Source organism: Pseudomonas sp. S2_H10 (genome assembly GCF_054668285.1).
Genome location: NZ_CP162754.1, coordinates 6,483,992 through 6,498,642 on the forward strand (window position 1 = coordinate 6,483,992; position 14,651 = coordinate 6,498,642).

At 59.7% G+C, this 14,651-nt stretch carries 15 protein-coding genes and 1 tRNA gene; 8 read left to right on the plus strand and 8 right to left on the minus strand.

What is annotated here, in order from left to right:
- Positions 1–120 precede the first annotated feature (120 nt).
- From AB4O16_RS29420 to AB4O16_RS29430, 3 genes are all read left to right on the plus strand, one after another.
- Entirely contained in the window at positions 121–915 is a 795-nt protein-coding gene (locus AB4O16_RS29420; RefSeq protein WP_160387847.1) for an AraC family transcriptional regulator, read from the plus strand.
- Between the two features lie 79 nt (positions 916–994).
- Complete coding sequence (locus AB4O16_RS29425) at positions 995–1,375, plus strand: RidA family protein (protein WP_150717662.1); 381 nt, start codon at positions 995–997, stop codon at positions 1,373–1,375.
- A gap of 498 nt (positions 1,376–1,873) precedes the next feature.
- Complete coding sequence (locus AB4O16_RS29430) at positions 1,874–3,862, plus strand: peptidase U32 family protein (protein WP_160387846.1); 1,989 nt, start codon at positions 1,874–1,876, stop codon at positions 3,860–3,862.
- Between the two features lie 41 nt (positions 3,863–3,903).
- On the opposite strand, the gene AB4O16_RS29435 is transcribed toward AB4O16_RS29430, so the two are convergent.
- Together AB4O16_RS29435 and AB4O16_RS29440 are read right to left on the minus strand one after the other, a co-directional pair.
- Positions 3,904–4,485 carry a hypothetical protein gene (locus tag AB4O16_RS29435; RefSeq protein WP_460156528.1) on the minus strand — a complete coding sequence of 194 codons (582 nt, stop codon included), beginning with the start codon at positions 4,483–4,485 and terminating at the stop codon, positions 3,904–3,906.
- A 115-nt stretch (positions 4,486–4,600) separates the two neighbouring features.
- A complete protein-coding gene (locus tag AB4O16_RS29440) occupies positions 4,601–5,029 on the minus strand; it encodes a hypothetical protein (protein ID WP_160387845.1) in 429 nt (142 codons plus the stop codon).
- Positions 5,030–5,352: 323 nt separating this feature from the next.
- On the opposite strand from AB4O16_RS29440, the gene AB4O16_RS29445 reads away from it, so the two are divergent.
- Together AB4O16_RS29445 and AB4O16_RS29450 are read left to right on the plus strand one after the other, a co-directional pair.
- Positions 5,353–5,427: transfer RNA gene (locus tag AB4O16_RS29445), tRNA-Gln, on the plus strand.
- Positions 5,428–5,619: 192 nt separating this feature from the next.
- Entirely contained in the window at positions 5,620–6,048 is a 429-nt protein-coding gene (locus AB4O16_RS29450; RefSeq protein WP_460156529.1) for a TOBE domain-containing protein, read from the plus strand.
- 75 nt (positions 6,049–6,123) lie between these two features.
- Here the strand turns inward: AB4O16_RS29450 and AB4O16_RS29455 are convergent, their stop codons facing one another.
- Together AB4O16_RS29455 and AB4O16_RS29460 are read right to left on the minus strand one after the other, a co-directional pair.
- Positions 6,124–6,780: a glutathione S-transferase family protein gene (locus AB4O16_RS29455; RefSeq protein ID WP_460156530.1), complete on the minus strand. Its 657-nt coding sequence runs from the start codon at positions 6,778–6,780 to the stop codon at positions 6,124–6,126.
- A 143-nt stretch (positions 6,781–6,923) separates the two neighbouring features.
- Complete coding sequence (locus AB4O16_RS29460; RefSeq protein ID WP_460156531.1) at positions 6,924–7,430, minus strand: HvfX family Cu-binding RiPP maturation protein; 507 nt, start codon at positions 7,428–7,430, stop codon at positions 6,924–6,926.
- Between the two features lie 352 nt (positions 7,431–7,782).
- On the opposite strand from AB4O16_RS29460, the gene AB4O16_RS29465 reads away from it, so the two are divergent.
- The gene (locus AB4O16_RS29465) at positions 7,783–9,285 is read left to right on the plus strand and encodes an aldehyde dehydrogenase family protein (RefSeq protein WP_460156532.1); all 1,503 of its coding nucleotides are present in this window, start codon (positions 7,783–7,785) and stop codon (positions 9,283–9,285) included.
- Positions 9,286–9,346: 61 nt separating this feature from the next.
- Here AB4O16_RS29465 and AB4O16_RS29470 read toward each other — a convergent pair whose 3' ends face one another.
- Together AB4O16_RS29470 and cynS are read right to left on the minus strand one after the other, a co-directional pair.
- On the minus strand, positions 9,347–10,006 hold the full coding sequence (locus AB4O16_RS29470; RefSeq protein WP_160387840.1) for a carbonic anhydrase: 660 nt from the start codon (positions 10,004–10,006) through the stop codon (positions 9,347–9,349).
- Between the two features lie 61 nt (positions 10,007–10,067).
- Positions 10,068–10,535 (minus strand): cyanase, encoded by a 468-nt coding sequence (gene cynS, locus AB4O16_RS29475; protein WP_460156533.1) that lies wholly within the window; start codon positions 10,533–10,535, stop codon positions 10,068–10,070.
- A gap of 123 nt (positions 10,536–10,658) precedes the next feature.
- Between cynS and cynR the strand changes: the two genes are divergently transcribed.
- Together cynR and AB4O16_RS29485 are read left to right on the plus strand one after the other, a co-directional pair.
- Positions 10,659–11,540, plus strand: coding sequence for a transcriptional regulator CynR (gene cynR, locus AB4O16_RS29480; RefSeq protein ID WP_460156534.1), 882 nt, complete (start codon positions 10,659–10,661; stop codon positions 11,538–11,540).
- Between the two features lie 239 nt (positions 11,541–11,779).
- A protein-coding gene (locus tag AB4O16_RS29485; RefSeq protein WP_371925942.1) for an IS3 family transposase occupies positions 11,780–13,149 on the plus strand; the annotation gives its coding sequence in 2 pieces (ribosomal slippage) (positions 11,780–12,253 and positions 12,256–13,149; 1,368 coding nt in all).
- Positions 13,150–13,244: 95 nt separating this feature from the next.
- Here AB4O16_RS29485 and AB4O16_RS29490 read toward each other — a convergent pair.
- A complete protein-coding gene (locus AB4O16_RS29490; RefSeq protein ID WP_110662543.1) occupies positions 13,245–13,574 on the minus strand; it encodes a hypothetical protein in 330 nt (109 codons plus the stop codon).
- Positions 13,575–14,098: 524 nt separating this feature from the next.
- Positions 14,099–14,602: a GNAT family N-acetyltransferase gene (locus tag AB4O16_RS29495; RefSeq protein ID WP_460156535.1), complete on the minus strand. Its 504-nt coding sequence runs from the start codon at positions 14,600–14,602 to the stop codon at positions 14,099–14,101.
- Positions 14,603–14,651 lie beyond the last annotated feature (49 nt).

Below are 14,651 nucleotides of genomic sequence, written 5' to 3' on the forward strand. Positions count from 1 at the left end.
CGAGGAGGGCGGTGGGCATAGATTGAACCTGGCGGCGTGCTCGCGATTGATGTTTTGCTTGGGTGTCGATGACGAAATCAGCACAATGGCAACTGTCTGATTTTTGCGAGGGGCCGGTTGATGACTGAGGATGCATTTGCGCTGTTGTGCCAGGGCGACGACTCGAACCGCCCCGAATCCATCGAACAACTGCTGGCCGGCATTGCGCTGCTGCTGCCCATGCTCGATGTGATTCCCAATGCCGCGATCTTCATCAAGGATGTGCAGGCGCGGTATGTCATGGCCAACCGCACGCTGGTGCAACGCTGCGGTTTGAAACACCTGAAACCGCTGCTGGGCAAGACCAGCGCCGAGGTGTTTCCCGAGCAATTGGGGCCCGGTTACACCGAGCAGGACCGGCGCGTGCTGGAGCAGGGCTTTGTGCTGGAGGACCAGCTGGAGTTGCATCTGTACGGCAGCCGCGAGCCGGGCTGGTGCCTGACCCACAAGCGCCCGCTGTACAACCGCCGCAATGAAATCATCGGCCTGGCGGGCATCTCGGTCGACCTGCAATCAGCCAGCGACACGCACCCGGCGTACCAGCGCCTGGCGGCGGTGGACGAACACATTCGCGCGCATTTCAACCGGCGCGTCACCCTCGGTGAGCTGACGCGCATCGCCGGGATTTCCGTGGCGCAACTGGAACGCTACTGCAAGCGTGTGTTCCACCTGACGCCCCGGCAGATGATCCAGAAGGTTCGCCTGGAGCACGCGCACCGGTTGCTGCTTACCGAGATGCCGATCACCGAGGTCGCCCTGCAGTGCGGCTATACCGACCACAGTGCGTTCACCCGGCAGTTCAAGGCCTTGACCGGTTTCACTCCGCGCCAGTACCGCCAGGCCACCGGCCACGCGCAACCGTCCGGCCTGGATTAGCGACGCGCCAGCAATGGCCCTGTAAACTGGCCGCGCAAAAGGCGCTGGCCTTTCCACTTCTTCAAGCAAGAGATCCCCCATGGCAAACCACGACCTGACCTTCACGCCCGACCTCGATGCCGATTCGATTTCTTCCGACGTCATCGGTTTCGCCGGTGTGCTGGTCTCCACCCAGATCCCCACCCGCGCCGACGGCAGCCTGGAACTGGGCGACATCACCCTGCAAAGCGAATGCACCCTGCAAGCGCTGAAGGTTGCGCTGGAACGTGCCGGCAGCTCCATGGACCGCGTGATGCACCTGACCATCTACCTCACCGACATGGCCGACCGCGCCGCGTTCAACGAAGTCTACAAGCGCTACTTCGCCAAGCCATGGCCAGTGCGCGCAGCCGTCGGGGTTGCCGCGTTGGCGGTAGAAGGCATGCGCGTGGAAGTCACCGCCATGGCGGCCAAGGCCTGAATCAACACCACAAAACCCCTTGTAGGAGCGAGCCTGCTCGCGATGGACGTCAACGATGACGCGGGCATCCTGTATGCACGCGTCGCCCTTGTGTTCATCGCGAGCAGGCTCGCTCCCACAGTTGAATTCCGACATACCCCTCCCATGTGGGAGCGAGCTTGCTCGCGATGGCGGCGTGTCAGTCGACATCAATTTTGACTGTTCTACCGCCATCGCGGGCAAGCCCGCTCCCACAGTTGAATGGTGTTGTGCACACTTTCCGAGTACGCCATAAAACCCCCTTGTAGGAGCGAGCCTGCTCGCGATGGACGTCAACGATGACGCGGGCATTCTGTATGCACGCGTCGCCCTTGTGTTCATCGCGAGCAGGCTCGCTCCTACGGGGATGGAGGGCGGCCAGGTCCGCTTGATGCGCCATCGGGCAGCGCACGGGTGCCGGTCGGGCGATTCGCCGCTACAATGCACGCCTCGACCGTGACAAGCCTGACTAAAAAAACTATGTCTTTGCCCAAACATCACCTGGAATTGCTCAGCCCTGCCCGCGATGTGAGCATCGCCCGCGAGGCCATCCTGCATGGCGCCGATGCCGTGTACATCGGTGGCCCGAGCTTCGGCGCCCGCCACAACGCCTGCAACGAGGTGAGCGAGATCGCCGAACTGGTGGAATTCGCCCGTCGTTATCACGCGCGGATCTTCACCACCATCAACACGATCCTGCACGACAACGAACTGGAACCGGCGCGCAAGCTGATCCACCAGTTGTACGACGCCGGCGTCGATGCGCTGATCGTCCAGGACCTGGGTGTGATGGAGCTGGACATTCCGCCGATCGAACTGCACGCCAGCACCCAGACTGACATCCGCACCCTGGAGCGGGCGAAGTTCCTCGATCAGGCCGGTTTCTCGCAGCTGGTGCTGGCCCGCGAGCTGAACCTCCAGGAGATCCGCGCCATCGCCGACGAAACCGACGCAGCCGTCGAGTTCTTTATCCATGGCGCGTTGTGCGTGGCGTTTTCCGGCCAGTGCAACATTTCCCACGCGCAGACCGGGCGCAGCGCCAACCGTGGCGATTGCTCCCAGGCCTGTCGCCTGCCGTACACCCTCAAGGACGAAAAGGGCGGGGTGATCGCTTACGAAAAGCACCTGCTGTCGATGAAGGACAACAACCAGAGCGCCAACATCCGCGCGCTGGTCGAGGCCGGCGTGCGCTCGTTCAAGATCGAAGGCCGCTACAAGGACATGGGCTATGTGAAGAACATCACCGCCTACTACCGCCAGCGCCTCGACGCCGTGCTCGAAGACCGCCCGGACCTGGCCCGTGCTTCCAGTGGCCGCACCGCGCACTTCTTCCTGCCCGACCCGGAAAAGACCTTCCACCGTGGCAGCACCGATTACTTCGTCACTGACCGCAAGATCGATATCGGCGCCTTTGACTCGCCGACCTTCACCGGTCTACCGGTAGGTGTGGTCGAGAAAGTCGCCAAGCGTGACATGCAGGTCGTGACGCACGAGCCGCTGTCCAACGGCGACGGTCTCAACGTGCTGGTCAAGCGTGAAGTGGTGGGTTTCCGCGCCAACATCGCCGAACCGAAAGGCGAGTTCGAGGAAGACGGCGAGAAGCGCTATCGCTATCGCGTCGAGCCCAATGAGATGCCGGAGGGGATGTACAAGCTGCGCCCCAACCATCCGCTGAATCGCAATCTGGATCACAACTGGCAACAGGCGCTGCAAAAGACCTCTGCCGAGCGTCGCATCGCCCTGAGCTGGGTCGCGCGCCTGCGTGAAGAACAGCTGGAACTGACCGCGACCAGCGAGGAAGGCATCAGCGCCAGCGTCACGCTGGCCGGCCCGTTCGGCGCGGCCAACAAGCCGGAGCAGGCGCTGGAACAATTGCAGGATCTGCTCGGCCAACTCGGCACTACGCAGTACCACGCCATCGATATCAGGCTGGACGCGCCGCAGGCGTACTTCATCCCGAACTCGCAGCTCAAGGCCTTGCGTCGTGAAGTGATCGAAGCCTTGACCGAAGCGCGGGTCGCCGCGCACCCGCGTGGCAGCCGCAAGGCCGAAACCACACCGCCGCCGGTGTACCCGGACTCGCACCTGTCGTTCCTGGCCAACGTCTACAACCAGAAGGCCCGCGATTTCTATCACCGCCATGGCGTCAAGCTGATCGACGCCGCCTACGAGGCCCACGAGGAGGCGGGTGAAGTGCCGGTGATGATCACCAAGCACTGCCTGCGTTTCTCCTTCAACCTGTGCCCGAAACAGGCCAAGGGCGTGACCGGCGTGCGCACCAAGGTCGCGCCGATGCAGTTGATTCACGGCGATGAAGTGCTGACGTTGAAGTTCGACTGCAAGCCTTGCGAGATGCACATCATCGGCAAGATGAAGGGCCACATCCTCAACCTGCCGCAACCGGGCAGCGTGGTCGGTCACATCAGCCCCGAAGACCTGCTCAAGACCATCCCGCGCGCACCGCACTGAGTGACCGGTGAGCGCGCCGCAACGGCGTGCTCACCTGTTGTTCAAAATCCCGTGTAATTGAAATAAACGACTGCCACGGCAACGGCGAGACCAAACGCTGCCAGGGCTTTTGTCTGTGCGCTCGGCTGGAATTCACTCGACGCTTGTTCAGGGAGAGGCGGGTACGCGGAGTCGTCCTGGCGGCGCTGCAGCATGGCCCGATAGCTGTAGCGCAAGCCGATCAGCAGGGAAATGGCCAGAAGGCCGAGGATCGCCCAGCGTACCGTGGCCGGTTTTCCGCTGGCGGCCTGGCTGTCCTCGTGCTCACAGGCCGGGCTGTTGAACTCCAGGACAGAAATCGGCTGGTAGACCGTCGAGGGCTTCGTTGCATCACTGTGCAGCTCCGCCATCTGGTCCAGGTCCAGTGCCTGATACTTCCAGAGAGTCTTCGATCCTTCCCGGCAATAAGTGAACGCAACAGGATTCGAGGCACCGATGATGCACGCGTCGTTGATGCCGGCTTTTTTCAGGGTCTCCGTCGCAGACCGTGTGAAATCCAGTTCGAGGACAGGAATCACGCCGTTGGCAGACACCGCGAACGACACCAGCAGGCACGCCATGGCGCAGAAGATGGATATTTTCAAAGCGGAGGCGTCCTCGTTTGTCGTTATTTTTATTTGTTATAAACGCGGAGTCGGGGTGCAATCTGTTCTTGCTGGAGTCTAGACGCTGGCGAAAAATCCGGAGGGGTGAACGACACTAGCCACAGGTGTCGGCGACGGCTTTTTCAGCGCGTTTGAATTCCTGTTTGATGTCGGTGGGAATGCGTTGCTTCTTGAGTTCCTGGCCGAGGAAGGGTTGATCGCCCCGGGACTGGACCTCTGCGTCTTCGGCGGTTATCTGCGCTTCGACGGCAGCGGAGTGTTTATCGATGACGGCGTTGACCTCGGCTTCATCCTTGGCCGTATCAAGTGCCAGGACCAACTGGCCGGCCTCGGCTTTCTCGGCTTCGGCATAGGCTTCTACCGTCAACCCGGAGGCCAGGGCGCGCGCCTGGGTTTCCAGTCCGTTGAGATGCTCCCGGGCGGCCCTGCAGACCGCTTCCTGTCGCTGGCTCTCGATGTGTTCCCAGGTGTTGAGCCCATAAATCGCGGCCCCGACCACCACCAGGGTTGCAACGGTGCTCATCAATTTGCCTTTCACATTTGCTGCCCTCAAATGGCAAAGGAAGGGTGCTACGCAAACGATTCCCGATTCGATCCGTTCAAGGAAAAGCGTAGCAGACGTGGTCGGGCTGAATGTGCATCGAGTACTCCCCCGAGATTCGGCTCAACACTAAGCGTCTGTTTTAAAAAACAAATTGTTTTATCAGGGGCTTCCCAGACGAGGCAAAAGTTGGTAAATTTCCGCCCACTCTTGCACAGGCCCTCACAGAGCCCGTCACGCAAGCAGGCAACAGCTCTTGTTGCCGCTCAAGAAAGCGAGTGCCAGGCACTCATCGCAACAGATACAGGGGCGTCGCCAAGCGGTAAGGCAGCAGGTTTTGATCCTGCCATGCGTTGGTTCGAATCCAGCCGCCCCTGCCATTTTCTTCCTGCGCAATCAGATAACACTCGACGAACGGTTACTATTCGTCGGTTCGGCGCGCTTCATGAAAACTTCCAGGCTGCGGCCATCCGTCACTGAGCCAGAGCGGCGCTGTAGTTGCTTCTATATAGCGCCTAAACTAATGATGCACGCCGTTTCCTAACTTTAAAGTCAAGAAAAGGACGCATCAAATGAAAGTCAGTGCACGCAACGTATTCAAAGGCAAAGTCAGCCAGGTCCAGCCAGGCGCAGTCAACGCCGAAGTGGTGCTGACCCTGGAGGGTGGCGAACAACTGGTTGCCGTGGTCACCATGGAAAGCATCAAGAGTCTGGGCATCGCTGTCGGCAAAGAAGCCGTTGCGCTGATCAAGGCGCCCTGGGTGATGTTGATGACCGAGTCGAGTGACATTCGCCTGTCGGCGCGCAACTGCCTGGAGGGCAAGGTACTGAGCGTTACCGATGGTGCGGTCAATGCTGAAGTGGTCATCGAGCTGGCCGGCGGCTCGAAGGTCTATTCGATCGTGACCCGCGATGCGGTGGCGGAACTGGGTCTGGCAGCCGGCGTCAGCGCCACGGCAGTGATCAAGGCTTCCCACATCATCCTGGGCGTTCCGGCCTGATTGCACGCAGGCATTATTTGCTGATCCCCGTGATCCATTGCTTGATGGATCACGGGGATTTTTTTTGTCGGCCGATCACCGTTTCCGAAACCGTGGCGCAATAGCCTCGGCAAACGGGTACATGGAAAAGTACGGTCTCGCTTCGTCGATGACCCGCTTGACCGAGGGTCGTTGGACCAACCTGTCGAAATAAGCGCGTAAATGACGATGCTCGTCGGCAAAGGGGACGAGGGTGCTGGCGTAGAACAGCGCCGGGGCGGCGGCGCAGTCGGCCATGCTGAATGCCGGGCCGGCCACCCAGGTTTTTCCCGCCAGTTGCAGTTCAAGCATGCCGTACGCGGTTGTCAGCGCGGCGCGTTCGCGGGTCAGATCGCCGTTTGCGGCATTTATTCGGTCGGCGACGATCTTCTGCATCGGCACCTGCACGTGAAGGTCGAAAAAACGATCCCACAGCCTGACTTCCAGGGCGGCTTCCCAAGCCTCGGGTATCAAGTGCGCCTGCCGGTCCAGGTACTCGATGATCACGCTCGATTCCGGCACAGCCTTGTTCCGCGCGTGGTCGCGAATGACCGGGAACTTGCCGAGTGGCCACAGCGCTTGTAGCTCGGCCCGGTCGGCAGCGTTGCCCAGGTCGATGATCCGTTTTTCAAACTCGATGTCCAGTTCATAGAGCGCGATCAATGCTTTGTGGCAGAACGACGAGAGCGGATGGAAATAAAGAGTCAGCGACATCCTTCAATTCCTCGGTGAGATGCTTCGTTGGTTTCAGGCAAAAAAACAGGGGACTGGCCCTTGTTCACGATAACGCGTGTGAACCGGATAAGCGCGGCGCACTTGAGGCCATCGCCGGCAGGTAATGCGTTGCAGGATTCGTTTCAACGACGCCAGAAGAAACGGGTCAGCAGCGCATCGATGCTGAGCTTGCCGGCACCCGACAACAACAACGGCGTGATCGCCACAAGGTAGATCAAAGGCAGTTTGAAGTTGCCGTAACCCTTGTTGCTGATGGCATAGCCTTGGGCAAGTTCACTCAGGCTGTGCCAGTCGGCGGGCCAATGCACGGCAGCGGTTGCGACCAGGGTCACCACCATCAGGCTCAACGCCGAAAAACGTGTGCCCAGGCCCACCAGCAAGGTCATGGCGAAGATCAGTTCGGCCCACATCGACAGTTCCCAGTTCAGCGCCGCCGGAATGTGGTCGAACGGAAACGGGAAGCGCTCCTGGATGTCGGCAAACCAGTTCTGGCCGTTGAGTTTTTCCAGGCCCGACTCAAAAAATTCCCAGGCGAGGAACACTCGCAGCGCCAAGGGGGCAACCCAGTCGCCAGCACGGTCGAGATTCAGGTGCAGGCCTTTGACGGCCGAAGAAATGGAGATGTTCATGGACGTTGATCTCTTTCAGGTCGGGGAGGCGGGGCAACGGCATGTCCCGTGAGTTGAACGCTTTGATCGGCCGGGCCAATCGACAGGCGTATTTCATCAACGGGGTGTATCTGCGGTGTGTCGTCGGGGCGGGGTTTTGCGTGCGGGGTGTGTCGGTGGCGGGGTTGTACACATTGAGATACGTAAACGGTCACCACATACCTCTTACCCCTGTGGGAGCGAGCCTGCTCGCGATGGCGGAGTGTCAGGCTGCAGCTATGTTGGATGTGCCGGCCTCTTCGCGAGCAGGCTCGCTCCCACAGGGAAATTGCTATACATTTTCCGGCCGCCCATTGCATGGTGTAACCGCTTCATGTCTCTTGCGCTCGAACGTCTAGTCGCTGGCACGCCCATCCCTTTCGCCGGTAATCGTGTCACTGTCGTCAGCCCCGAACTGGCGCAGCGTTTCCAGCCCGGTGACCACCTGCTGGTGGAGCAGGTCAGCGGCGAGTTGCTGTTGATCCCCGTGGCGGACCAGCAAGCGGCCAACGTTGCGATCGAGCGCGCCCAGGCGGCGTTCGGCGCGCTGTCGGCGGTGTCCGATCAAGCCATCAGCGCCTTCTTCGACCTGTTTGCCCAGCGCCTGGAAACCCCGCAATGCTGGGCGCTGATCGAGGCCGCCAACCTGGCCGACATCGAGCGGGCCAAGGCGCGCGGTCGATCGACCACCCGCTTGCTGGCCGACGAGCGCATGCGCCGCGACATGATCGCCGGCCTGCGCGCGTGGCGTGATGCAGCGGCCAGCCGTGGCAAGGTGATCAGTTGCGTCGAGCACGATGGCTGGAAAGTCGAGCAAGTGGTCTCGCCCCTGGGCATCGTCGCGTTCGTTTTCGAAGGCCGGCCAAATGTGTTTGCCGATGCGGCCGGGGTGTTGCGCACCGGCAACACCGCTGTGCTGCGCATTGGCAGTGATGCGCTGGGCACGGCCCAGGCGATCGTCACCCATGCGTTGAACCCTGCACTGAGCGACGCCGGTTTGCCGGCCGGTGCGGTGTCGCTGGTGGAAAGTGTCAACCACGCCGCCGGTTGGGCGATGTTCGCGGATCGACGCCTGTCACTGGCGGTGGCCCGTGGTTCGGGTCGCGCCGTCAGCCAGTTGGGCAGCATTGCGCAACAGGCCGGAACGGCGGTCAGCCTGCACGGCACCGGTGGCGCCTGGCTGATCGCCAACGCCGATGCCGACGCCGGGCGCTTTGCCGCCGTGGTGCGCAACTCCCTGGACCGCAAAGTCTGCAACACCCTGAACGTCTGCCTGATCCACCGCGATCGCGCCGCTGAGCTGGTGCCGCTGTTCCTCGATGCACTCAAGCAGGCCGGCACCGCACGGGGGCAGGGCTGCAAGCTGCACATCGTCGAAGGCAGCGAGTCGCACCTGCCGCAAGACTGGCTGACGGCAACGGTCGAGGTGTACCGCGCCGAAGGTAATCAGACCGAGGCGCAGGCCGAGCCGTTGCCGGAAGATCAATTGGGCCGCGAGTGGGAGTGGGAAGAAACCCCGGAAGTCAGCCTGAAAATCATCGACGACCTGGACAGCGCCATTGCCTTGTTCAATCGCTACAGCCCGCAATTCACCGTGTCGTTGATCAGTGAAAGTGCCGAGGCCCATGAGCGTTTCTACAACGCGGTCAACGCGCCCTTTGTCGGCAATGGCATCACCCGTTGGGTCGACGGCCAGTACGCGCTGAACAAGCCGGAACTGGGGCTTTCGAACTGGGAGAGCGGGCGCCTGTTTGCGCGCAGTGCGATTCTTTCGGGGGATGGTGTGTTCACCATTCGTAGTCGCATGACCCAGGTCGATCTGGGCGTCAAACGCTGAGAGAGCCGAAGCTGTGACCGCTGCAAGGGCGGTCACTTTTTTGATCAAGCGGTGGTTCTGATCAGGCGGCTTTGATTGCCCTGGCCGATACGGCACAGGTGTGCGGGTGCTCGACCAGCGACACGAAGCTGCGGCTGTCGGCATCCAGCGCGTCGATCGAACCGGTCTCGATGTCGTACACCCAGCCATGCAGGTTCAGCAGGCCTTTTTCCTGGGCCAGGCGCACGCTCGGGTGCGTCTGGATGTTGGCCAGTTGGGCGATGACATTCTCGCGAACCATCGAACTGACCTTGGCCGCCTCACTGGCGTGTGGCCGCGCCTCGTTGATCACTTTTGCCGACTCGGCATGTTGCAGCCAGCCGCTGACGGCGGGCAGGTGGTCCATGCAGGTGCACTTGGCCACCGCCGTCATGGCACCACAGTCCGAATGACCGCAGATCACGATGTCGGTGACACCGAGCACCGCGACGGCGTATTCGACCGTGGCCGACACGCCACCCGGGTGCGGGCTGTAGGACGGCACGATGTTGCCGGCGTTACGGATCACGAACAGTTCACCGGGCTCTTGCTGGGTCAGCAGCTCCGGCACGACACGGCTGTCGGAGCAGGTGATGAACAGCGTGCCCGGGTGTTGGGTGGTGGCCAGGTGCTTGAACAGGTCGGTGCGTTGCGGAAAGGCTTCTTTCTGGAACTTCAGAAAACCGTCGATGAGTGCTTTCATGATCGCTTCCTCTTGGATGAGCAGGGTTCGGCCCGCACCGGTCGTGCGGGCCGCTATCAACTTAGAAAGGACGCAGGGGCAGGAACTTGCCGTCGAGGGTGATGACCGCGCGGGAACCGCCTTCCGGATCTTCGACTTTCTTCATGTCGAGCTTGAAGTTGATCGCGCTGATGATGCCGTCGCCGAACTGCTCATGGACCAGGGCCTTGAGGGTGGTGCCGTAGATCTGGATCATTTCGTGGAAGCGGTAGATGGTCGGGTCGGTCGGCACACCCGAGAGACTGCCGCGCAGCGGGATGATCTGCAGTCGGGCCACGGCGTCGGCGTCCAGCTCCAGTTTGTCGCCGACTACCTGGGCGGCAGCTTCCGGCAGCGGGTGTTGACCGAGCAGGGCGGCGGTGACGTAGGCCAGGCTCAGGCCGGTACCGTCGGCCAGGTCCTGCCACGACAGGTTTTTGCGCGCCTTGGCACCCAGGACAGAAGTGGTCAGGGCCAGGCTTGGGTCGTTGTAGGCATGGGATTGTTGCATGGTGATTCTCCTATCGGGAGGGGTGTTGCTTGGGTGTGGGGCCATCTTCTGCCGATCCATCCATAGCGTCCAAGACCGATATACAATGCAATCCATAAGTACAGCCTATAGATGGAGAATCCCATGCTGCTTCGACATTTGCGTTACCTGCTGGCGGTGGCCGACCAGGGTGGATTCACCCGCGCCGCCGAAGTGCTGCACGTGTCCCAGCCGACCTTGTCGCAGCAGATCCGGCAGCTGGAAGAGTCCCTCGGTGTGAGCCTGTTCGACCGTACTTCGCGCACGGTCAAACCCACCGATGCCGGTGAGGCTTACATTGCATGTGCCCGGCGGGTATTGGTGGAGCTGGAGGCGGGCAAGCGTGCGTTGCATGATGTGAAGGATTTGTCCCGCGGCACCTTGCGCCTGGCCATGACACCGACCTTCATGGCCTATCTGGTAGGGCCGCTGGTGCGCGACTACGTGGCGCGATATCCGAACATCCACCTGGAGATTTTCGAGTTGTCGATGGACGAGATCGAGGCCGGGCTGGCGGATGATTCGCTGGATATCGCGATTGCGTTTGATCAGGTGCGGAGTGCTGACATCGAATCGATCCCGGCGTTTACCGAGACCCTGGGGTTGATGGTCGGGCGGGATCATCCGCTCTACGAACATCAGGGCGCGCTGTCCGCCGAAGAGGTGGGCCGGCTTGAGTTTGCCCTGCTGACCCCGGACTACTTCACTCGCACGTGCATTGATGAGTACTTCACTCAGGTGCAGATCACGCCCAATGTGGTGATTGAGGTGAACTCGGTCAACACGCTGCTGGAAGTCATCCGACACTGCGCCATCGCCACCATCCTGCCGGAACCCATCGCCACTCAGGATCGGGCATTACGCAGGCTTTGCATGCAGGGCACAGCGCCTGAGCGCGGGGCGGCATTGCTGCGGCGCAAGAACAACTACCACAGTGCGGCGGCGCTGGCGTTTGTGGAGTTGGTGTCAGGCACCGATTTTTCCTGAACACCACAAACCCCTGTAGGAGCCGGCTTGCTGGCGATGGACTCCAGAGCGCCGCGGTTACCCGGTACCCAAGCGTTATCGTTATCGACCATCGCTGGCAAGCCAGCTCCTACAGGAGACTACGTGTATCAATTGGCAGAGTGTTATCTGACACACCGTATTCGCGAGCAAGCCCGCTCCCACATTTTGGACTGCACCCCAAAAGCTGGACACCAATCCTGACTTTTGGCGGTGTTTCCATGGGCAAGTTTTCGCTTCAGTTCAAAATTACGGCCATTGAGGCTTATATCAACGGCAATGTAGGTTTTCGCAAGGTAGCTCACCGCTACTTGATCGACTGCAGCCTGCTTCGGCGCTGGGTCGCCACCTATCGGGCCCGAGGCAGTGCTGGCCTGCAATCTCATGGTCGCCATTACAGCGCGGCATTTAAACGCTCAGTCATCCAATGCATGCAAAAGGAGCGGCTCTCACATCGGGAAGTCGCCGCGCGGTTCGGGCTTGGTCAGTCCTCGCAGGTGGGCATTTGGGAGCGGCAGTACTACAGTGGCGGTCTTCCTGTCCTGATCGTACCCAAGAGAAAAAAGGCTGTCGTCATGCCCAAAAAAACGCCTGTCCCTGATCAATCCCAATCCGTGGACGACGATTCGAAGAGCCGAGAGCAACTGAAGGCCGAACTCGAACACCTGCGTATGGAGAACGCTTACCTAAAAAAGCTCGAAGAGATAAAGGAGGTTTCGAAGAGGAGTCGCCCCGGGAAAAAACCATCGCCGTAATGGCGTTGAGATCCAGGTTTCCTCTGGACGGTCTGCTCAAGCTAGCCAACCTGGCTCGCAGCACGTTCTATTACCAGGTCAGCGCCCTTCAGAAACCCGACAAATACGCCTCGCTGAAAACGAAGATCCGAGACCTCTACGACGAGCACGAAGGGCGATTTGGCTATCGCCGCATCGCTTTGGCGCTTCAAAAGAAAGAGTCGGTCAGTGAAAAAATGATTCAGCGCTTAATGGATCGCATGGGCCTTAAGTCCTTGGTGCGCCCCAAAAAATATCGATCCTACAAGGGGCAAATTGGAACCATAGCGGCGAATCTCCTGGAGCGTAATTTCGTCGCGCAACGGCCCAATCAGAAGTGGGTAACTGACGTCACCGAGTTCAAGGTCGGATCAAAGAAACTCTATCTGTCGCCGGTAATGGACTTGTACAACGGTGAGATCATCGCCTATGAAACGGCCCCGCGACCGTGCTTTGCTTTGGTGACCGGAATGCTGGAAAAGGCCTTCGAGCGCCTACGAGGACCGACTCATCTGCTGCTTCACTCCGACCAAGGCTGGCAGTATCAGCAACCTCGCTATCAGCATGCGCTGAAGCAACGCGGCATAAAGCAGAGCATGTCACGTAAGGGAAACTGCCTCGACAATGCGGCGATGGAGAGCTTCTTCGGCACCCTGAAGTCCGAGTTTTTCTACCTCAAACGCTTCGAGAACCTGGAAGAGCTGAATGTAGGGCTGGACGAGTACATCAGTTACTACAATCATGATCGGATCAAATCAAAGCTCGGCGGACTGAGTCCTGTGGAATACAGGACTCAGTCAGTGGGCATGTGGCAGTAGACCGTCCAACATTTTGGGGTCAGTCCATTTGATCTTTGTATGGGCATAAAAAAGCCTGCTCCTTATTGGGAGCAGGCTTTGTGTATCAATAGTAATCAGTAGAGCCGGTCAATCACCCGAACTTCGTTCTGGCCCTGCATCGAGGCCCAGGCCTGTTTCAGGGTTTGCAGAACATTACCGATGAAGTCCTTGTCGGCTGCGGCTTTTTTGCCGACATAGCCCTGGCCGCGACGGTACATCTTCAGTCGGGCCAGCAGGTTCTGGTTGTTCTGGTCGAACTCTGCTTCATGGGCATGCGGCGACAGGCAGTCGATATGAACCTGGCCACACTTGCTGATCCAGAGAATATGGTTGTCGTGGCTGTCTTTTTTTGCAGCGAACATACGAGCCAGTTCATCGATAGTTGGTTGATTGTTCAGATTCATCATATATGCCCCTTGACCAATTGGTGATCTTTCAAAGTTGATTCGCTAATACAGGTAGCCCATCGGTTAGTTGATCCCTGGCACCGAAACCAGGACGTCAGCGTTCGACCGCCTTATCGGGCGGGGTCCTGCGTCTGTTGCATGTAGTCGTGTTGAATAACTGCTACGCAATAGCGTCACAACGAAGAGAAGCGGCGAAAACCTTAAGGCCACTGCCGACGTTTTCAGGGTCGGCCACAAGCATCATGAGGATTGCTCGCCAAGTCTTCTCGCCCTTGTACTGGACGTTCAGGCCAGGTCAGCTTCTTCAATCTGCCTTGTGGGCAGCGTGTATCCGGGAAAAACAGCTCGGCGGTCAGACGAGCTTGCTCAAACGTGTTGCCTGTACTCCCGATCGGGGAGACGTCTGCATCATGCAAGGGCAAATCGGAGGCGTCAACGGTTTTGTAGTGAATATTTTCAGTCACTACATATTGTCGGACAAAGCTGTTCGGAATTAGCGAGGGGAGTCGGGGGCGCGTTGGTCAGGGCAACAAAGACGGACACTCAAAGCGGTAAAAAGTGCAGGGATGGCCGTCAACTACCTGCTGATGCAAGGTGAGCCCGTCAACGCCAAGCCCCGGCATTACGGCGGTCCAGAACAGGCGTGCCAGCCTGTTCGTGTCGATATGGAAAATCTGCCATTGACCGGGGAACCGGCTCAAGAGGGTGGATACGACAAATCGCGCGACACCCCGGCCACGGAAACCTCGGCTGACAAACAGATAGCCGATGTTGTAGTCGGCGCCGGGTAGATGGACCTGGTTATCCACGGTGACGAAGCCGGCCAGTTCCCCGTCAACCTTGATCAGGAAGGGGCGGGTGGCCGGGTGTCGCCAGTAGTCGGGCATGGGCAGGATGTTGAAGAGTCCGTATTCGCCCAGCTTCAATGGCAACCATTCGCTGAAGTCGTAGGTGTAGAACTGCATCAGGTTCTCGATGGTATCCAGTTCATCGCGTTGGGCGGCGTGCAGTTCAATCGAAGACATACGGGTTGGCTCCAGTTACGCCGGGGCAGGGACACCAATTCATTATGGT